The sequence below is a fragment of the Gorillibacterium terrae genome (assembly GCF_051594785.1).
In the GTDB taxonomy this organism is placed as follows: Bacteria; Bacillota; Bacilli; order Paenibacillales; family NBRC-103111; genus Gorillibacterium.
Map to the genome: position 1 here is coordinate 501275 of NZ_JBPPGI010000002.1, position 19716 is coordinate 520990.

A 19716-nucleotide genomic window follows, 5' to 3' on the forward strand; every position below is an offset into this window, starting at 1 on the left:
GAATTGCGGTGAAGGTGGCCGTCTTGGGGGCTTTCGGTTATCAAAACACCGGCGACCGGCTCATCGCCTTAGCGACGAAGCAGCTGCTACTTAAGCGAAATCCGGATTGCGCCGTCGATCTGTATTCCGTCCGCCCATATTTGCTGTCTTCTCAACCTGTGGAGGACGAAGCGGACATGCGCTATTTTTCCTATCGGGATAAAGCCATTTTCGAGACGCTTCAGGGCTATGACGCCCTCATTATCGGAGGCGGCGGCCTGCTGATTCCGATCCGGGATTTTGAGCCGTTCCTGCTGATCTTCCGGAACGGGGATGCCGGACGCTTGCCGAAGGCGGCCTGGAGCGCCATGGGCAGTCAGTATACGCCGACCCACGATCCGGGCCTCTCCGCGTGGTACGCCAAGGTGAGGACGGCCGCCGAACGGCTGAGCTACGTCAGCGTTCGCTCCGACACCACCCGGCGATTGCTGCTCTCGGCCGGCTGTCCGGCGGAAAGCGTCCGGTTGGTTCCCGATGCCGTCCTGGGCTATGCCGTACCCGATTCCGGGCGGATTCAAGACTCGCTGCGGGAACGGTACGGTCTCCCGGCAAACAAGCGGTTTATCGCCGTCTCGGTCGGACCGGAGCTGCTGAAGCCACCGCTGGACGCCTTCCTGGACGCCCTGTCGGAAGCGATCCATGCGTGGACGGAAGCGAATCCCGGATGCCCGGTCGTCATCGTTCCGTTCGGCCAGATCTATGGCGACCGGACCGCATGCGCCCAGTTGGCCAAGCTTGTGGCCAACCGGGTCTGGATCGACGAGCCGTTGTCGCCGGAGGACTTGTGGTGCCTGATCGGAATGGCGGAGGTCTACTTGACGGTTCGTTACCATGGCCTGATTGCCGGAATCGCCCAAGGCGTCCCCACGCTTATTCTGGATTGCTATCTGTCCAATCGGACCATGAGCAGCAAGCTGAGGGATCTCGCCGTCCACTACGGGCTGGACGATTTCTACCTGTCTCCGATAATCGGCGTTTGCGAGCCGCCGGAAACGCGCAGCTTCCTGGATATCCCCGGAGAGCGCAGGCTGGCTAACGAGATCAGGAGAAGGATCGAAGGCGCTTGCGATCGCAAAGCCGAATGGGCGCGAATCGGAGCGAGGGCGCGGAATGAAGTGGACCGGCATTTCGACGACATGTGGGAGGCGCTGGGACTCTCGGAGAATTCCGGACAGGAGGCGGAGGACGGGCCGTCTATTTTGCAGACAAGGGGTGAGGGAGCTTGAAGCGGAACGGGGCTGTAGACGAGCTGTGCGCCTGGGTGAAGGCGAATACGACGCTGTTTCATCCGGACGAGAATTTGACGGCGGCCGAAATCGGCGACGGCAATGTGAATCTGGTGTACCGCGTATCCAATCTCCGGGGAGACCGATCGGTGATTGTCAAACAGGCCTTGCCCTACCTCAAAATCTCCGGAGAAAGCTGGCCTCTTACCCTTGACCGGAACCGGCTGGAATACGAGGCCATGGCGCTGCAAGCGAAGCATAACGGCTCGTATATCCCGGCTTTGTACCACCGGGACGGCGAACGCGCTCTGTTTATCATGGAGGACTGCGGAAGCATGGAGGTGGTGCGGCATGGCTTGATGCAGGGAAGAATCTATCCGCGGCTGCCCGGACAGCTGGGGAGCTACTTGGCCAATGCGCTCTACTTTACCTCCGACTTCGGGATGGACGCGAAGGCCAAGAAAGCGCGCGTCGCCGAATTTCTCAACCCGGAGCTCTGCGATCTCACCGAAAGGCTGGTCTTCACCGACCCCTATTACGATGCCGCTTCCAACGATATCCACGCACCGATTCGCCCCAGCGTGGAGTCTATATGGAAGGATGCCGGGCTGCTCGCGGAGATCGACTGGCTTCGGTTTCGGTTCATGAACAAGCCGGAAGCGCTTCTGCACGGCGATTTGCATACGGGCTCCATCTTTGCCGCGGCGGATGGCTGCAAGGTGTTCGACAGCGAATTTGCCTTTTACGGGCCGATCGGCTTCGATCTGGGAGTGCTGGCCGCCAACTTGCTTATCCATGCTTGCTATTGGGAGCAAAAAGACCCGGCGGAAGCTCGGAACGGAGAGAGTTTCGCGGACAGGCCGAGGAATTATCCCATCGAGTTTCTGCGGGAATTGTGGTCCAGCTTTGAACAAAGGATAGGGGAATTGTTCGCTTGCGGAGTTCGAACCCGGATTCTGGAACCGGGTCTGTTTATCGGGCAGTATCTGCGCGAGGTCGTTCAAGAGACGGCAGGCTTTGCCGGGTGCGAGATCTTGCGCCGGGTTATCGGCCTGGCGCATGTGCCCGAATTCGAAGCCGCCGCGAACGGGGAGGAGCGGGCTCGCATCGAGCTGCTCGCATTGTCCGTCGGCCGTAGGCTGATTCGGGAATGCCGGACGCTGGAAAGCTTCGAGGACCTAATAAAAATCGTTCAGGAAGCGAGCGCTGCCGTGCAGCTGGCCGCTTCCTGAACGAGAGAGAACCTAAGCGTCAGGCCTGCACGCTCTTCAGGCCGGAGACAAGCGCTTCGTCCGGAGTGGCGAACAGCGTCTTCTGCCGGTCGTAGATGACGAAGCCGGGCTTCGAGCCGTTCGGCTTGCGAACGTGGCGGATCAGCGTGTAATCCACCGGCACGGAGCTGGAGCCCCGCGCCTGGCTGAAGTAAGCCGCGAGCTGGGCCGCTTCCAGGAGGGTATCTTCGCCGAACGAGTCGCTGCGGATAACCACATGCGAGCCGGGGATGTCTTTCGTGTGAAGCCAGGTGTCGCCCGGTTTGGCCAGCCGGTTGGTCAAGTATTCGTTTTGCAGGTTGTTCTTGCCCACATAGATCGGAACCCCTTCGCTGGACGTGTAGCAGCTGAGGGCGGGCCGGTCTTTCTTTTTCTTCTTGACCGCCTTGCGCCGGTCGCGCAGGTAGCCCTGCTCGATCAGCTCCTCGCGGATCTCTTCGATATCGGCCAGGCTGGCGACCGAGAGCTGGGCCAACAGGTTGTCGAGGTAGACGATCTCCTCGCGGGTCAGCCGCAGCTGTTCCTCGACGACGGCCAGGCTGTTCTTCGCCTTGGCGTATTTTTTGAAATAGCGCTGGCTGTTCTCGGACGGCGTGAGCAGCGGGTCGAGGGCGATGACGAGCGGCTTTTGCTCGGGGTCGTAATAGTTGACGACCTCGACACGGGAATCCCCCTTGCGAATCAGATGCAGGGCGCTCGTCAGCAGCTCGCCGGTCACCCGGAGCTGATCCGCCTCCTTGGCCTCCTCCAGGGTTTCCTCCAGCTTATCCAGCTTCTTCTCGTTCTTGTGCTTCTCGTTGGTGAGCAGGCGGGACAGATCGGAGGTCCGTTGCTTGACCGTATCCCGCTCGGCCTTCTCGCTGTAGAAGCGGTCGAGGCAAGCGCTCACGGAGGAGAAAGGCTCTGTCTCGCCCTGCAGATGGGTGAGGGCGATCACCGAGAAGGCGAGCTTGCCCGAGGGCTCCACCCGCACGATGGCAGGCCGGTAGCGGTTCGCGCGCAGCTCCTCCATCACCCCGTCGAAAGCCGGCCAAAGCGTCTCGGGACGGAGGGCGGCGAGAGCTGCACCGGCGTCGCCCGATGTCGCTTGCTCCGTCGCGGATTGGAGCGCACGGTAGACGATTTCCCGCGCCGCAAGCGGGCTCATGCCGCTGAAGCGGGCGACCAGCGCCCTCTCCCAATCGGCGGCCTTCAGGGAAGCCGGTTCGACGCTTTCCGCTCCGTCGCTGCCGGCCTGCGCCGCTGCGGCTTCCTGTTGCATCGCTCTTAGGAACGCCTCCTTGTCCGTCTCCCAAGGGTTGCGCTTGTCCTGCTCGGGGGGCGGCGTATAGGCGACGCCCGGCATGACCACCCGGTAGCTGCTGAGTGCCGGGGTGACGTGGTGAATCCCGTCCATGATCGTGTTCGTCCGCGGATCGAGCAGGATGATGTTGCTGTGGCGGCCCATGATCTCGATCAATATCAGCTTGGAGCTGATGTCTCCCAGCTCGTCGCGCTGGCGGATGCGGATGCGGATGACCCGCTCGGCGCCGGTCTGCTCGACCGCCTCGATCACGCCGCCTTCGCAGTGCTTGCGCAGCAGCATGCAGAACATCGGCGGCTCGGTCGGGTTCGGAAGCTGCCGGTCCGTCAACTGGACGCGGGGATAGGTCAGGTTTGCGGACAATAGCAGCCGCGCGTTGCCGGAAGCGGCCCGCAGCTGCAGGATGATATCGTGAGGGGTCGGCTGGTGAATTTTGCTCACCCGGCCGCCTACCAGTTGCTGCAATTCATGGACGATCGCTCGTACGACAAGTCCGTCTAGTGCCATGGGGGTTCTCTCCATTTCTGCCGGCTCCTGCTGGGAGCCGACCCGGGTTGCTTTCTCTATCATGCCATAAGTGGCCGGAAATTTTAAGTGCGCGAACGGTTTAAACGCTTTTTGCCCGTGCCTTTTGACCGGTCCACTAGCCCGAGGCGGTGCTAAGCGCACGCTTGTCTGAATACAAATAGAGAGAGTCTGTCCATGGGAGGGCAACCGGGCAGGAGCAAACGCGAGGGAGGGAATGCGAGTGAGTGAGAAAAAGTGGTACAACCTGACGGCGGAGGAGGCGCTCCGGGAGCAGGGAACCGATCCGGCAGGCGGGCTTGCGGCAGGGGAAGCGGAGCGGCGGACCGGGGTTTTCGGGGCGAATGCGCTCGCCGAAGGCAAAGGCATTTCGCCCTGGGTGATCTTTCTCAACCAATTCAAGGATTTCATGGTGCTGGTGCTCATGGGAGCGACCCTGATCTCGGGGCTGCTCGGCGAATACCTGGATGCGATCACGATCATTGCGATTATCGTCATCAACGGGGTGCTCGGCTTCTTCCAGGAGTTCCGGGCGGAGCGGTCGCTGAAGGCGCTGAAGGAGCTGTCCGCTCCCCATGCCCGGGTGCTTCGGGACGGGGCGACGCTGTCGGTGCCGGCGAGGGAGCTCGTTCCCGGCGACATTGTCCTCTTGGATAGCGGTGACCGGGTTCCGGCCGATATCCGCTTTCTGGAGACGAACGGAATTTACGCCGAGGAATCGGCGCTCACCGGCGAATCGGTTCCGGTGTCCAAGCATGCACTGCCGCTCGATTCCCTGGAGCTTCCCCCCGGCGACCAGCGCAACCTGGGGTTTATGGGAACGATGATCACACGCGGGACAGGCAAGGGTCTCGTCGTCCGCACCGGCATGGAGACGGAGATGGGCAAGATCGCCAGCCTCATCCAAGGCACCGACGAGATGGAGACACCGCTGCAGCATCGGCTGGAGCAGCTCGGTAAGATTCTGATCCTGCTCTCCATCGGGCTTACGGTAGCGGTGGTTCTTGCGGGCATACTGCACGGCCAGCCCGCTTATACGATGTTCCTGGCCGGAGTCAGCCTCGCCGTGGCCGCCATACCGGAAGGCCTGCCCGCCATCGTCACGATTGCGCTCGCGCTCGGCGTGCAGCGGATGATCAAGCGCAACGCCATCGTCCGCAAGCTGCCGTCCGTGGAGACGCTCGGCTGCGCGTCGGTGATCTGCTCGGATAAGACCGGCACCCTCACCCAGAACAAGATGACCGTCACCCACCTGTGGGCGGGAGGACGCTTGATGGAGGTGACGGGCGAGGGATACTCGCCCTACGGGGAAATCCTGGCGGACGGCCAGCCTGTCGACATCCGCAAGGACCAAACGCTCCGCCGGTTTATCCAGGCGGCGGTGCTGTGCAACAACGCCAGCCTGCGCCAGGAGGAGCCGGAGACGAAGGGCAAGAAGGACAAGGAGGCGGCGAAGCCCGTCTGGACGATCCAGGGCGATCCGACGGAAGGCGCCCTCGCCGTGCTGGGGGCGAAGGTCGGGGTGACGGCCGCGTCGCAGGACGGCCTGTATCGACGCTTAAGCGAGTTCCCGTTCGACTCCACCCGCAAACGGATGTCCGTGGTGGTCGAGCATCAGGGAGGGCGCCTGGTGCTTGCCAAGGGCGCTCCCGACGTGCTGATGGATCAGTGCTCCTACATTCTATGGGACAACAAAATCCTCCCCCTGACCGGGACCCTGCGGCAGAAGATCGCGGCGGCGAACGAGGGGATGGCCCATTCCGCCCTGCGCGTGCTGGCGCTCGCTTACCGCGAGGTGAAGACCGCGGAGCGCTGCGATTCCGAGGAGGACGCGGAAAGCGGACTCGTCTTCATCGGCCTGTCGGGCATGATCGACCCGCCCCGCAAGGAGGTGCGGGACGCCATCGCCGCCTGCCGCAAAGCCGGCATCAAGACGGTGATGATCACCGGCGACCACCAGGCAACGGCGGAAGCGATCGCCCGCCAGCTCGGGATGATTCCGGCCGGCGGTATCACGCTGAACGGCATTCAGCTCGAATCGCTGACCGACGAGCAGCTCGACGGCAAGGTGGACAACATCTACGTCTATGCCCGCGTCTCGCCGGAGCACAAGCTCCGCATCGTCAAGTCGCTTCAGCGCAAGGGCCATACGGTGGCGATGACCGGAGACGGCGTCAACGACGCTCCCGCGATCAAGGCCGCCGACATCGGCATCTCGATGGGCATGAACGGAACGGACGTGGCCAAGGAGGCGTCCGCCCTGGTCCTTGCCGACGACAACTTCGCCACCATCGTGGCGGCCATCGAGGAAGGGCGGGGCATTTACGAGAACATCCGCAAGTTCATCCGCTATCTGCTGGCTTCCAACGTCGGCGAAATTCTGACCATGTTCTTCGCCATGATGCTCGGGCTGCCGCTGCCGTTGCTGCCGATTCAGATCCTGTGGGTCAATCTCGTCACGGACGGCCTGCCGGCGATGGCGCTCGGCGTCGATCAGGCGGAGAAGGACCTCATGCAGCACAAGCCGCGTCCCGCGAGGGAGAACATCTTCGCCCGCCGGCTCGGCTGGAAGATCATCAGCCGCGGCGCGCTGATCGGCCTCTGCACGCTGGCCGCCTTCTGGCTGTCGCTCTTGCCGAACCCGGGCGACCCGGCGCAGCTCGTCCGGGCGCAATCCGTGGCCTTCGCCACGCTGGTCATGGCGCAGCTGATCCACGTGTTCGACTGCCGCAGCTCGCGCTCGATCTTCCACCGCAACCCTTTGCAGAACAAGTACCTGGTCGGCGCGGTCCTGTCGTCCGTCCTGCTGATGCTGGGCGTGCTCTACCTGCCGGCCATGCAGCCGATCTTCAAGACGGTCAGCCTGTCCGTCGGCGAGTGGCTGCTCGTGCTGATCGCCGCCGCCATTCCCACCTTCCTGATGGGCTTCGGCAGCGTCTTCTCCAAACCGAAGCGGCGGCCGCTCGCCTTCGGGGTAACCGGCGGCAAACGGAGCTGACCCGCGTAAGGGGGATGCCCACCGCATGGGTGCGGCTGCCCGAAAACGATCAAATTGGACGGACAGGGTGCAGATTCGCTTGCATTCTGTCCGTTTTCCGTTAGAATATCGTAAAAAGCACCGGTTCGGACGAAGGGAAGAACGTTCATGAAATTTACCAAAATGCAGGGGCTCGGCAACGATTTTATCATCCTCTACGGAGAAAAGGAGCTGCCGGAGGACGCTTCGCAGCGCGCCGTCGAGTGGTGCGACCGACACTTCGGCATCGGCGCCGACGGTCTCGTCTATCTGCTGCCGTCGGCGAAGGCCGACCGGATGATGCGGATCATCAACTCGGACGGCTCGGAGCCGGAGCAGTGCGGCAACGCGATCCGCTGCGCCGCCAAATACCTGTTCGACCGCGGTATCGTCTCCCGCACCGAGCTGACCATTGAGACGATCGGCGCGGGCGTTCAGCCGGTCACGATTACGCCGGGACCGGACGGGAAGGCGGCTGCGGTTCGGGTGGACATGGGCGCGCCGGTATTGGCAGCTTCGCTCATCCCGACGACGCTTGAGGGAGAATCGATCGTCGACCGGCCAATCGAAGCGGGCGGCCGCGGGTTCCGGTTCACCGCCGTCTCAATGGGAAACCCGCACTGCGTTATCTTCGTGGACGATGCAACACAGGTCGATCTGGCGGACTGGGGGCCCAAGCTGGAGAACCATCCGCTGTTCCCCCGGAAGACCAACGTCGAATTCGTCTCCGTGGAAACGCCGGAGCATCTCGTGATGAGGGTATGGGAGCGGGGAGCCGGACCGACGCTCGCCTGCGGAACCGGAGCCTGCGCGAGCCTCGTCGCAGCGGTCTTGAACGGGCATTCCTCGCGGCGGGCCACCGTGTCGCTCGCCGGAGGCGACCTGGCTGTCGAATGGAGCGAGGCCGACGGACGGGTCTACATGACGGGACCGGCGGTGGAAGTCTTCACCGGTGCATCGGTCGGGTAAACGAAATAATCGATATGGCCTAAAGGAGAGCTTGGGATGAAACCGGATTTGCGCACCGCCCTTGAGAGCGGCGTCCTGGTCGGGGACGGAGCGATGGGGACCTATTTGTACCAGATGGGATTTCCGGTCGGCATCCCCTATGAAGAATTCAATGTAGTCCGTCCCGATGTCATCCGGGATATCCACCGCCGGTATTATGAAGCGGGAGCCCGGGTGATCGAGACGAATACCTTCTCCGCCAACCGCGAGAAGCTGGCCCGGTTCGGACTGGAGGAGGAGACGGCGGCGATCAACCGGGCAGGGGTCGCCCTCGCCCGCGAAGCCGTCGGCCCGGACGCCTATGTGCTCGGAGCTGTCGGCTCCATCCGGGGAGCCGGACGGCGGCGAGTCGGCGAGGAGACGGTCCGGCGGGCGTTCATCGAGCAGATCGGGGTACTCCTGGAGGCCGGCGCTGACGGTATTCTATTGGAAACCTTCTATGAGCTGTCGGAGATGTTGATCGCTGTCCGGATCGTCCGCAACCTGGGCACTGCGACGCTCGTCTGCCAGTTCGCCACCGACGGCAGCGGCAATACCTTCGATGGCATTCCGTTTGCCGAAGCCTTCGAGCGCCTGCGCGAGGAAGGAGCCGACGTCGTCGGCTTCAACTGCCACAGCGGCCCGGACGGCATTGAACGCGCCCTCGATAAGCTGGGGGGCAGCCCGCTGCCGGTATCGGTCTACCCCAACGCCGGCCTTCCCGCCATCGAGGAAGGCAAGGTGACCTACCGGGCGGAGCCGGACTATTTCGCCGACAAGGTGCCGCCGCTGCTTGCGCGCGGCGTCCGTCTGATCGGCGGCTGCTGCGGCACCACGCCGGAGCATGTCGCGGCCATCGCCGAAGCGCTGAGCCGCCAGGCGGCTCAGGCCCAAGGGCGGACGCCGGCTGCGGGAGCCGGCCGGCCGGACGCTTCGGTGCCCGCGCCGCCGGCTCGGCCGACCGCCGCTTCGAAGCCTGCGGCAGGTTTCGCGCCGTCCCGGACGGACGGGCAACCGGCCGCTGCGATCGAGCCCAGCCTGGTCGAGCAGGTGAAGCGGCGCCACACGGTGATCGTCGAGCTGGATTCGCCCCGTGATCTGTCCATCGGCCGCTACATGGAGGCTTCGGCCGAATTGCAGCGGGCCGGCGTGGACGCCATCACCATGGCCGACAACTCCCTTGCGATGACGCGGATCAGCAACCTGTCCATCGGACACTTGGTCAAAGAGCGGCTCGGCATGCGCCCGCTTCTGCACGTGGCTTGCCGCGACCGCAACGCCATCGGCACGCAGTCCCACTTGATGGGCATGCACGCCATGGGCATCCGCCATGTGCTCGCCGTGACCGGCGATCCGGCCCGTGTCGGCGATCTGCCGGGTGCGAGCTCGGTGTTCGATATGAACTCGCTCGATCTGATCCGCATGATGCGCCAACTGAACGAAGGCGTCGCCTATTCGGGCAAGCCGCTCAAGGAGAAGGCGGACTTCGTCATCGGAGCGGCGCTCGACCCGAACGTCAAATACCTGGACAAGGCCATCCTCCGCATGGAGAAGAAAATCGAAGCGGGCGCTCACTTTTTTATGACCCAACCGGTATACGACCCGCTGAAAATAGAAAAGCTGTATGAAGCTACCCGGCATTTGGAAGCCCCTGTATTCATCGGCATCATGCCGCTGATGAGCGAACGCAACGCCGAGTTTCTCCATCACGAGGTGCCCGGCATCCGCATTCCGGAGGAAATCCGCGCCCGGATGAGGGGACTCGGCGGAGAGGACGGCCGCCGCGTCGGTGTCGAGATCGCCAAGGAGCTGGCCGATACGGCGATGCGGTATTTCCGCGGCATCTACCTGATGACGCCGATGATGTTCGCCGGGATGACGGCGGAGCTCACCTCGCATATCCGGGAGAAGACGGCAAAGACGGGCGCAAACGCGAACGAATAGGCGGGAAGGCGAGATAAACCTGCGAATATCGGGTAAAAAGATAGAGGTTGCGGGAATCTTGCCGATATTCTAAAATAGGATATCGGATGTGATGCTTGTGACACGCAGTATGACCGGATTCGGCTCCGCCGAAAAGACGGCGGAGGGATATACCGTTCGCGTCGAGCTACGTACGGTCAACCACCGGTACAACGAGATCTCCCTGCGGCTGCCGCGCGAGCTGCTTCCGCTCGAGGAAGCGCTCAAGCAGGAGTTGAAAGGGCTCGTCAAGCGAGGCCGGACGGAAGCGTCGGTATTCGTCGACCGGACGGAGCGGCTTGAGCCACAGGCGCGGGTGAACTGGACCGCGCTGGACCGCTATATGGCGGCCGCCGAAGAGATTGCCAAGCGCTACGGACTTCATTCGGACGTATCCGTCCACCATTTGTTATCCCTGCCGGATGTCCTGCTGACAAGCCCGGAAGCGGAAGGTACGGAAGGCGGCATTCTTCCTCTCCTGGTAACGGAAGTCTTCCGAACCGCAGCCGACCGGCTCGTCGCCATGCGGGAGGCGGAAGGGAGCTACCTCCTCGGGGACCTGGAAGAGCGACTGCAGCTCTTGCGGGATAACCGCAACCGGCTTGCGGATCGGGCTCCTCTCGTGGTCGGAGCATACCGGGAGAAGCTGACGGCACGGCTCCGCGGATTGCTGGAGGATGTGCCGGTCGATGAGCAGCGGGTGGCCATGGAGGCCGCCATTTTTGCCGAACGGGGCAACGTGGACGAAGAGTTGACCCGGCTTGCCAGCCATTATGCGCAGTTCGAGAGCCTGCTCCGCTCGGAAGAGCCTGCGGGCCGAAAGCTGGATTTTCTCGTTCAGGAGATGAACCGCGAGGTCAACACGATCGGCTCCAAAGCCGGCGACGCCGAGATGGCCGCAATCGTGGTGGAGACGAAGGCGGAGCTCGAGAAGATCCGCGAGCAGATTCAGAATATCGAATGATTTTTTTCAATCGTGCTTTCAAGAGAAGACCCGTGCCAGTCAAGCCATGCGTATGCCGGGGCACCTTCATGGGAGGAACCAAATGGCCATCAAATTGATCAATATCGGATTTGGCAACATCGTCTCGGCGAACCGCATTATCTCCATCGTCAGCCCCGAATCGGCGCCGATCAAACGGATCATTCAGGAAGCACGGGACCGGCACATGTTAATCGACGCAACCTACGGGCGGCGGACCCGGGCCGTGATCATCACGGACAGCGACCATGTTATCCTGTCTGCGGTTCAACCCGAGACCGTCGCACACCGACTCTCCAATAAGGACGACGACAATGACGAATAGCAGCCAGCTTGCGCAAACCAAAGAACGGGGCATCCTGATCGTGCTCTCCGGCCCTTCGGGAGTCGGCAAGGGGACGGTCTGTACAGCATTGCGGGGACGTGCGAGCGACCTCATTTATTCCGTATCCGCCACCACCCGCAAGCCGCGGGAAGGAGAACGGGAAGGCGTTAATTATTTTTACCGCACCAAGGAAGAGTTCCTCTCCATGATTGAGAAAGGCGAGCTGCTGGAATGGGCCGAGTACGTCGGCAATTACTACGGCACTCCCAAGGATTTTGTCGAGAAGACGATCGAGGAAGGCAAGGATATCATTCTCGAAATCGACGTCCAGGGTGCACTGAAGGTCAAGGAGAAGTTTCCCGAGGGCGTGTTCCTGTTCCTCCTGCCGCCATCGCTCGACGAGCTGGAATCGCGGATCGTCGGCCGCGGTACGGAGACCGAGGATGTCATCGCCGGCCGCATGATGGCGGCCCGGGACGAGCTGGAGCTCGTGAAGCATTACGATTATGCGATCGTCAACGACCGGGTCGACCTGGCCTGCGACCGCATTCAATCCATATTGACCGCCGAGCATTGCAAGCGGGAACGCTTCATGCCCGCTATCCAAAAATGGTTAGAAGAGGTGCATTAACGTGTTATATCCGTCGATCGACAAGCTGCTGGACAAAGTGGACAGCAAATACTCCCTGGTCGTAGCCGCCGCCAAGCGCGCGCGCATGCTGAGGGAAGGGGCCCAACAAGAAATCGTCAATCCGAAAGCGCACAAGATGGTCGGCGTGGCTCTGGAAGAACTGTACGGGGATCAGATTCGGTACGAGAAGGTCCAAACCAAGGAAGTCCTTAAATAAACGGCTAAGCCATTTTCCAATAACAACCGACAAGGTTGTTATTTTTTTCAGAGGGAAGCAGAACGGATAGTAGTTACGGGAGGGATACGGATGAAGGGAAAGACGATCGTTCTCGGCGTATGCGGGGGAATCGCCGCTTACAAAGCGGCGGCGCTGTGCAGCAAGCTGACTCAGGCGGGAGCGAAGGTTCACGTGGTGATGACGGAATCGGCGACGAAGCTGGTCGGTCCGGTGACGTTCCAGGCCTTGTCGCACGAAGCGGTGAGGGTAGATACCTTCGACGAGCTGGACCCCGGCGTCATCTCGCACATCGATTTGGCCGACCGGGCAGACGCGGTGGTCGTGGCTCCGGCGACGGCCAACATGCTGGCCAAAATGGCGACCGGCATCGCCGACGACATGCTGAGCACCATCCTGCTGGCGACCACGGCCCCGGTATTTGCCGCTCCGGCGATGAACGTGCACATGTACGGCCATCCGGCCACGCAAGCGAATCTGGCGGTCCTTCGGGAACGCGGAGTCGAATTCATCGAGCCCGGCGTCGGTCAACTGGCCTGCGGGTACGTCGGCAAAGGGCGGATGGAAGAGCCGGAGAAGATCGTCGAGTTCTTGAAGGAGCGCTTCGCGGCGATGGAGACTCCGAGGCCGCTGTCCGGCAAAAAGGTGCTCGTCACGGCGGGCGGAACGGTGGAACGGCTCGATCCGGTCCGCTATTTCACCAACGATTCCTCCGGGAAAATGGGCTTTGCCCTGGCGGAAGCGGCGCGGGACCACGGGGCGGAGGTTACCCTGATCGCGGCGCGGGTGAGCGAACCGCTGCCGGCGGGCGTCCAGGTGGTTCGCGTCACATCCGCGCTGGATATGGAAGAGGCGGTCTTGTCCCGCTATGCGGACGCCGACCTGGTCATCAAAGCGGCGGCGGTCGCCGATTACCGTCCGGCCGAGACCGCTCCGCAGAAGATCAAGAAGACCGGCGATACACTGCAGGTGACGCTGGTGAAGAATCCCGACATCCTGGAGGAGCTGGGCCGGCGCAAGGATCGCCAGTTCCTTATCGGCTTCGCCGCCGAGACCGACGGGCTGGAGAAGCATGCCATGGACAAGCTGCACCGCAAGAACTGCGATCTCGTCGTCGGCAACGACGTCTCCCGCGAGGCGGCGGGCTTCGGCACCGATACGAATATCGTGACGGTATTCGATAAGGAGGGCCCGGTTCTGGAGCTGCCGGTTCTGAGCAAGCGGGAAACGGCCGAACGCATCCTCCGTCTGGCGGAGGAGCGGATGAGCGCAGGCGAACGGGCCGCCGACGCTTGCGGAGGGCGTGTGTGATGTTTGCCCAAGTCGTCGTCGATGTCGCCGCCAAGCAGACGAACCGCCCCTTCGATTATCTCGTTCCGGCGGCGCTCGCGCCCTGGATCGAAATCGGCAGCCGGGTGGGCGTTCCGTTCGGGCCGCGCACCGTGCTCGGCTTCGTCGTGAGCCTATCCGATACGACGGATGTGGACCGCAAGCGGCTGAAGGCGATCGACCATGTCCTGGACATGTACCCGCCGCTCACGCCCGAGCTGGTCGATCTGGCCCGCTGGATGAGCCGTGCGTACTTGTGCCATGAGCTGACTGCGCTGCAAGCGATGATTCCAGCGGCGCTCAAGGCGAAATATGAACGGCAGATTACCGTCAGCGACCGGGCGAGCGAGAGCAATCCCTGGCAGCTCACGGTGACCGGCCAAGAGAAGATTCTCGCGTTCATCCGGGAAAAGGGCAGCGTCTCGCTGGACGCCCTCTTGGCCCGGTTTCCCGAAGACAGCCTGTGGATTCGGGAGCAGATTCGAACCGGCATGCTGGAGGAGACCCAGTCTATCCGCAACCGGCTTGCCAAGAAGAAGGCGCTCACGGTGTTTCCGCCCGAAAACGCGGCGCTTCTCACCGGCTACGCCGACCAGCTTCCCCGCACCGCCACCCGGCAGAAGGAAGTCCTCCTGCATCTGGCGGAGCATCCCGAGCCGGTGAAGCTGACCGAGCTGATGGTTCAGCTCAACGTCGGTGCAGGCACGGTCAAGAGCTTGGCTGACAAAGGCTGGCTGGAGCTGCGGGAGGTCGAGGTGCTGCGCGATCCCTATGCGGGCCGCCGGTTCGCCCGCACCACGCCGCTGGCCCTCACGCTGGAGCAGCGCCGGGTGTTCGAGCCGATCCGGCAGGCCGTGGTCCGCTCCCGCCAGGAGGTATTCCTCCTGCACGGCGTCACCGGCAGCGGCAAGACGGAGGTCTACCTGCAAGCGATCCAGCAGTGTCTGGATCTGGACAAGGAAGCGATCGTGCTCGTCCCGGAAATCTCGCTGACCCCGCAGATGGTTGAACGCTTCAAGGGACGGTTCGGCGACGAAGTGGCCGTCCTGCACAGCCGTCTGTCCACGGGTGAGCGCTACGACGAATGGCGCAAGATCAGCATGAAGCTGGTCCGCGTCGTAATCGGCGCCCGATCCGCGGTGTTTGCGCCGTTTACCCGGCTCGGCCTGATCATCATCGACGAGGAACACGAATCCTCCTACAAGCAGGAGGAGAGCCCTAAATACCATGCCCGCGAGGTAGCGGTCGAGCGGGCTCGGGCGCACCAGGCGGTGGTCGTGCTCGGCTCCGCCACCCCCTCGCTCGAGAGCTATTATCGCGCGCTGCCCGGCGAAGCCGCGGATGCGCAGCGGGAGACGGCCGCGGGCCTTAACCGGGCGGGAGACGCGGATACGGCGCGCTTCCGGAAACCGGTGCCGGTTGCTTCGGGGCCGGCGGCGGGAGCCCCGCCTTTTCGGCTGCTCACCATGTCGGAGCGCGTGGAAAACCGGCCGCTGCCGCCGGTCCAGATCGTGGACATGCGCAGCGAGCTCGCCGAGGGCAACCGCTCGATGTTCAGCCGCCCCTTGTACCGGGCGCTGGCCGAGCGGCTCGAACGGCGGGAGCAATCGGTGCTGCTGTTGAACCGCCGGGGGTATTCGACCTTCGTGATGTGCCGCACCTGCGGCTTCACGCTGCAATGCCCCCATTGCGACATCTCGCTCACTTATCATCAGAGCTCGCACCTCGTGCGCTGCCATTATTGCGGCTATACCGAGCGGCAGCCGGACGTCTGCCCCGAATGCGGCAGCACGCACATCCGCTACTTCGGCACCGGCACCCAGAAAGTCGAGGAGGAGCTGGCCAAGCTGTTCCCCGGCATCCGCGTCATCCGCATGGACGTGGACACCACGAGCGAGAAGGGCTCGCATGAAAAATGGCTGACCTTGTTCCGCAACAAGCAGGCGGATGTGCTGCTTGGCACCCAGATGGTGGCCAAGGGGCTCGATTTTCCCGACGTTACGCTGGTGGGGGTCATCGCCGCCGATACAGTGCTGGGGCTGCCCGATTTCCGGGCGGCGGAGCGCACCTTCCAGCTTCTGACCCAAGTGGCCGGTCGGGCGGGGCGCCATCATCTTCCCGGCGAGGTGTTCGTTCAGACCTATAACCCCGATCATTACAGCATCGTCCGTTCGGCCAAGCATGATTATGCGGGCTTCGTGGAGGAGGAGCTGGAGGTGCGCCGGCAGTGCGGCTATCCGCCATACTGCGGGTTGATCCTGGTCACCCTGTCGCATCCGGAGATTCCGTTCCTGGTCCGTTCGGCGGAGGCGTTCGCCGAGAAGCTGCGCAGTTTTGCCAAAGCGGCCGGCGTTTACCGGGATTCCTCGCAGCTGGAAGCCGGAGACCTGTTCGCTGCGCTCGAAGACGGCGGCGGTCTGCAGACCGCAGGCGAGGTGGAGGTGCTGGGGCCCGTGGCGTCGCCCATCGCCCGGATCAAAGATAGATATCGGTTTCGCTGCATGATAAAATATCGGGGGAACGCTCCCGTTTCCGAGCTGACGGCCAAGGCTACGGCCGCCTTCGACGAGGTCTGCGCCAAGGAGAACCTGCAGATCAGCGTCGATGTCGACCCGCTCATGCTCATGTAAAGGACGAAAGCTTTTGCGGCCGTCCGTCCTTGCTGGAATGCGGCAGGGCCGACGGCAATACACTTTTCATAATAACGCGAGAGGAAGTGGCTGCTATGGCCATCCGCATCATTGTCAAAGAACCCGATCCCGTCTTGCGGCAAACCGCAAAGCCGGTTCCGAAGATCACCCCGAACATCCAGAAGCTGCTCGACGACATGGCCGACACCATGTACGATGCGCCGGGAGTCGGCCTTGCCGCTCCGCAGATCGGCATTTTGAAGCGCGCGATCGTCATGGATGTGGGGGATGAACACGGGCTGATCCAATTGGTCAACCCGGAGATCGTCCACAAGGAAGGCGAACAGCTGGGGCCGGAAGGCTGCTTGAGCATCCCGGGGCTGATGGGGGACGTCAAGCGCGCCCAGAAGGTTCGCGTGCGCGGACTCGACCGGGAAGGCAACGAAGTGGAAATCGAGGGGACCGACCTGCTCGCCCGCTGCATCCAGCATGAGGTCGATCACCTGAACGGAGTGTTGTTCACCGACATCGCGGTGAAGGTGTACGCCGAGCCGGATGAGGACGAGGAGGACGAGGGCCCGAAATGAGCCAAATACGAGTATTGTTCATGGGGACGCCGGACTTCGCCGTCCCCTCCTTGCACGTTCTGCTGGATGAGGGCTATGACGTGATCGGCGTCGTCACCCAGCCCGACCGTCCCAAGGGCCGGAAGCGGGTGCTGACTCCGCCTCCGGTCAAGACGGTTGCCTTGGAACGGGGGATTCCGGTACTCCAGCCCGAGCGGCTGCGCCGTCCGGAGGCGGTGGCCGAGGTGGCGGCGCTCAAGCCGGACCTGATTGTAACGGCCGCCTACGGCCAGATCCTGCCGAAAGCGGTGCTCGAGCTGCCGAAATACGGCTGCATCAACGTTCACGGCTCGCTGCTTCCCCGGTACCGGGGCGGCGCGCCTATTCAATATGCCCTCTTAAACGGAGACGCGGATACCGGCGTGACGATCATGTACATGGCCGAGGGCCTCGATACCGGCGATATGATCAGCCGGGTCGCCGTGCCCATCACCGACGAGGACACGGCGGGCACGCTGTTTGACAAGCTCAGCCGGGAGGGAGCGGAGCTGCTGCGGCGAACCTTGCCGGAGCTGATCGCGGGAACCATCCAGGCGGTGCCTCAGAATGACGCGGAGGCGACTTATTCGCCGACGCTGAAGCGCGAAGACGAGCGGCTCGATTGGTCGAAGCCGGCGCGCGAGCTGTTTAACCGCATCCGCGGGCTCAACCCGTGGCCGGTGGCTTACACCGAGCATAACGGGGAAGTCCTGAAGGTCTGGGCGGCCAAGCCGCCGCAAGCGAGCGGACAAGCGCCCTCTTCCGGCTCGAAACCGGGCGCGGTCCTGACGGTCAACGGCGCCGGCATCGAGGTGTCGGCTGGCGATGGCACGCTTTGGCTGACGGAGGTGCAGCCCGCCGGCCGCAAGGCGATGGACGCGGCCGCCTTCGGACGGGGCGGAGGCATCCGCGTGGGGGACGTGCTGGGCGCGGTGAATCCGAATTCCGCTTCCGGGGAGGACGGCCGATGAGCGGCCCGAACTCCCGGAAGCCTTCCGGACCGGCGCCCAAAGCGAACAAGCCGCAGGCCCAAGCCGCCAAGCCGTCGGCGCAAGCGAAGAGGCCGGAAACCCAAGCCGCCAAGCCATCGGCGCAAGCGAAGAGGCCGGATACCCCGGCCAAGCCCGGGCCGAAGCCGACGACCGCCCGCGAGGCGGCGCTCGACATTCTCACCCGGGTGGAACGGGACCGCTCGTACAGCAACCTGCTGCTCGGCCGCTCGCTGGAGCGGCTTTCGCTGTCTCGGGCGGACGCGGGGCTTGCCACCGAGCTGGTCTATGGCACGATCCAGCGCCGGAACACGCTGGACGACTATCTTTCCCGCTTCGTCGCCAAGGGGCTCGGCAAGCTGGAGCCCTGGGTGTTGAGCCTGCTCCGGATGAGCCTGTATCAGCTGCTCTATCTGGACCGTGTTCCCGCCCACGCGGCGGTGAGCGAAGCGGTCAACATCGCCAAGCGGCGCGGCCACTCGGGCATCTCGGGCATGGTCAATGCCGTGCTGCGCAATGTCCTCCGCCGGAAGGCGGAGCTCGTCCCCGACGATTCCCTTCCGGCCGTCCGGCGGATCGCCCTCGGCGAATCCCATCCGGAATGGCTCGTGAAGCGGTATGTCGACCGCTATGGCGAAGCCGAGGCTGAACGGGTCCTCGCTGCGAACAACGAGCCGCCGCACAGCAGCCTCCGCGTCAACCGGATGAAGGCCGAGCCGGCGGAGCTGGCCCGTGAGCTGAGGGCGGAAGGCGTGCCCGTCCGCTTCTCCGCGCTGCCGGTTCCGGGACTGGTGGTGGCCGGCGGCGGCAACCTTGCCGAGACGGAGCGGTTCCGAAGCGGCGTCATCAGCATCCAGGACGAGAGCTCGATGCTCGTTGCCGAAGCGCTTGCCCCGGAGCCGGGAATGCGCGTGCTCGACTGCTGCGCCGCCCCCGGCGGCAAAACGGCCCATATCGCCGAGAAGCTGGCGGGCCGAGGCGAGGTCGTCTCCTGCGACATTCATCCGCACAAGGAGGCGCTCATCGCAGCCCAAGCGCAGCGGCTCGGCCTGTCCGTCGTCAAGACCGTGGTCGCCGACGCCCGCGAGCTGGGCTCGCTCTATCCGCCGGAAAGCTTCGACCGGATTCTGCTTGACGCTCCCTGCTCCGGGCTTGGCGTCATCCGCCGCAAGCCGGAGCTGAAATGGACGAAGCGCGAGGAGGAGATTGCCGAGCTCGCCCATCTGCAGGAGGAGCTCTTGGAAGCGGTGCACGGTCTCTTGAAGCCGGGCGGCGTGCTGGTCTACAGCACCTGCACCACCGAGCCGGAAGAGAACGCCCAGCAGGCCGAAGCCTTCCTCCGGCGCCATCCGGAGTTTCGGCCCGAGCCGTTCCCGGATAGCCTGGTACGCGGGCTCGCCTCGCCGCCGGAGCCGGACGAGCCCGTACCGTCGGACGACCGCAGCCTCCGGTTGCCTTCCGAAGAGCGGCGCCGGGAGCTGGCCGAAGCGGCGGAGCGGGGAAGCTTGCAGCTCTTGCCCAGCGATTTTGGCACGGACGGCTTTTTTATCGCCCGATTCGGCAAACGGACCGCACCTATGATAAAATAAAGGGATGAACCGCCGCCGCAGGCAAGGCGTCTCCCGAGTCAACCCTCTGAGCCGCGCGCTATGCCGAAGCGG

The 19716-nt window shown here is 63.4% G+C and carries 15 protein-coding genes; 14 read left to right on the forward strand and 1 reads right to left on the reverse strand.

Translation table 11 applies throughout. The features are described from left to right. The first annotated feature begins 8 nt into the window (after window positions 1-8). A complete protein-coding gene (locus tag ACSEXS_RS12370) occupies window positions 9-1265 on the forward strand; it encodes a polysaccharide pyruvyl transferase family protein (RefSeq protein WP_438433532.1) in 1257 nt (418 codons plus the stop codon). Then, on the forward strand, window positions 1262-2497 hold the full coding sequence (gene mtnK / locus ACSEXS_RS12375) for an S-methyl-5-thioribose kinase (RefSeq protein ID WP_438433533.1): 1236 nt from the start codon (window positions 1262-1264) through the stop codon (window positions 2495-2497). The genes ACSEXS_RS12370 and mtnK overlap by 4 nt, the downstream gene beginning before the upstream one ends. 19 nt (window positions 2498-2516) lie before the next feature. On the opposite strand, the gene ACSEXS_RS12380 is transcribed toward mtnK, so the two are convergent. Next, window positions 2517-4346, reverse strand: a complete 1830-nt coding sequence (locus ACSEXS_RS12380) for an Rqc2 family fibronectin-binding protein (RefSeq protein WP_438433592.1) — start codon at window positions 4344-4346, stop codon at window positions 2517-2519. A 241-nt stretch (window positions 4347-4587) separates the two neighbouring features. Between ACSEXS_RS12380 and ACSEXS_RS12385 the strand changes: the two genes are divergently transcribed. The 12 genes from ACSEXS_RS12385 (at window position 4588) to rsmB (ending at window position 19644) form a co-directional block, all read left to right on the forward strand. Further along, entirely contained in the window at window positions 4588-7362 is a 2775-nt protein-coding gene (locus tag ACSEXS_RS12385) for a calcium-translocating P-type ATPase, SERCA-type (protein WP_438433534.1), read from the forward strand. Between the two features lie 147 nt (window positions 7363-7509). Further along, window positions 7510-8349: a diaminopimelate epimerase gene (dapF, locus tag ACSEXS_RS12390; RefSeq protein ID WP_438433535.1), complete on the forward strand. Its 840-nt coding sequence runs from the start codon at window positions 7510-7512 to the stop codon at window positions 8347-8349. A 36-nt stretch (window positions 8350-8385) separates the two neighbouring features. Beyond that, window positions 8386-10311: a bifunctional homocysteine S-methyltransferase/methylenetetrahydrofolate reductase gene (locus ACSEXS_RS12395; protein WP_438433536.1), complete on the forward strand. Its 1926-nt coding sequence runs from the start codon at window positions 8386-8388 to the stop codon at window positions 10309-10311. A 91-nt stretch (window positions 10312-10402) separates the two neighbouring features. Next, on the forward strand, window positions 10403-11293 hold the full coding sequence (locus ACSEXS_RS12400) for a YicC/YloC family endoribonuclease (RefSeq protein ID WP_438433593.1): 891 nt from the start codon (window positions 10403-10405) through the stop codon (window positions 11291-11293). Window positions 11294-11375: 82 nt separating this feature from the next. Continuing rightward, window positions 11376-11636, forward strand: a complete 261-nt coding sequence (gene remA / locus ACSEXS_RS12405) for an extracellular matrix/biofilm regulator RemA (protein WP_040948586.1) — start codon at window positions 11376-11378, stop codon at window positions 11634-11636. Beyond that, complete coding sequence (gene gmk / locus ACSEXS_RS12410) at window positions 11626-12267, forward strand: guanylate kinase (RefSeq protein WP_438433537.1); 642 nt, start codon at window positions 11626-11628, stop codon at window positions 12265-12267. The genes remA and gmk overlap by 11 nt, the downstream gene beginning before the upstream one ends. Before the next feature lies 1 nt (window position 12268). Further along, the gene (rpoZ, locus tag ACSEXS_RS12415) at window positions 12269-12484 is read left to right on the forward strand and encodes a DNA-directed RNA polymerase subunit omega (protein ID WP_438433538.1); all 216 of its coding nucleotides are present in this window, start codon (window positions 12269-12271) and stop codon (window positions 12482-12484) included. A 90-nt stretch (window positions 12485-12574) separates the two neighbouring features. Then, window positions 12575-13813: a bifunctional phosphopantothenoylcysteine decarboxylase/phosphopantothenate--cysteine ligase CoaBC gene (gene coaBC, locus ACSEXS_RS12420; protein ID WP_438433539.1), complete on the forward strand. Its 1239-nt coding sequence runs from the start codon at window positions 12575-12577 to the stop codon at window positions 13811-13813. Then, window positions 13813-16461, forward strand: a complete 2649-nt coding sequence (gene priA / locus ACSEXS_RS12425; protein WP_438433540.1) for a primosomal protein N' — start codon at window positions 13813-13815, stop codon at window positions 16459-16461. The genes coaBC and priA overlap by 1 nt, the downstream gene beginning before the upstream one ends. A gap of 95 nt (window positions 16462-16556) precedes the next feature. Next, window positions 16557-17048 carry a peptide deformylase gene (def, locus tag ACSEXS_RS12430; protein ID WP_438433541.1) on the forward strand — a complete coding sequence of 164 codons (492 nt, stop codon included), beginning with the start codon at window positions 16557-16559 and terminating at the stop codon, window positions 17046-17048. Then, complete coding sequence (gene fmt, locus ACSEXS_RS12435) at window positions 17045-18037, forward strand: methionyl-tRNA formyltransferase (RefSeq protein ID WP_438433542.1); 993 nt, start codon at window positions 17045-17047, stop codon at window positions 18035-18037. Before def ends, fmt begins: the two co-directional genes overlap by 4 nt. Further along, window positions 18034-19644, forward strand: coding sequence for a 16S rRNA (cytosine(967)-C(5))-methyltransferase RsmB (rsmB, locus tag ACSEXS_RS12440; protein WP_438433543.1), 1611 nt, complete (start codon window positions 18034-18036; stop codon window positions 19642-19644). The genes fmt and rsmB overlap by 4 nt, the downstream gene beginning before the upstream one ends. Window positions 19645-19716 lie beyond the last annotated feature (72 nt).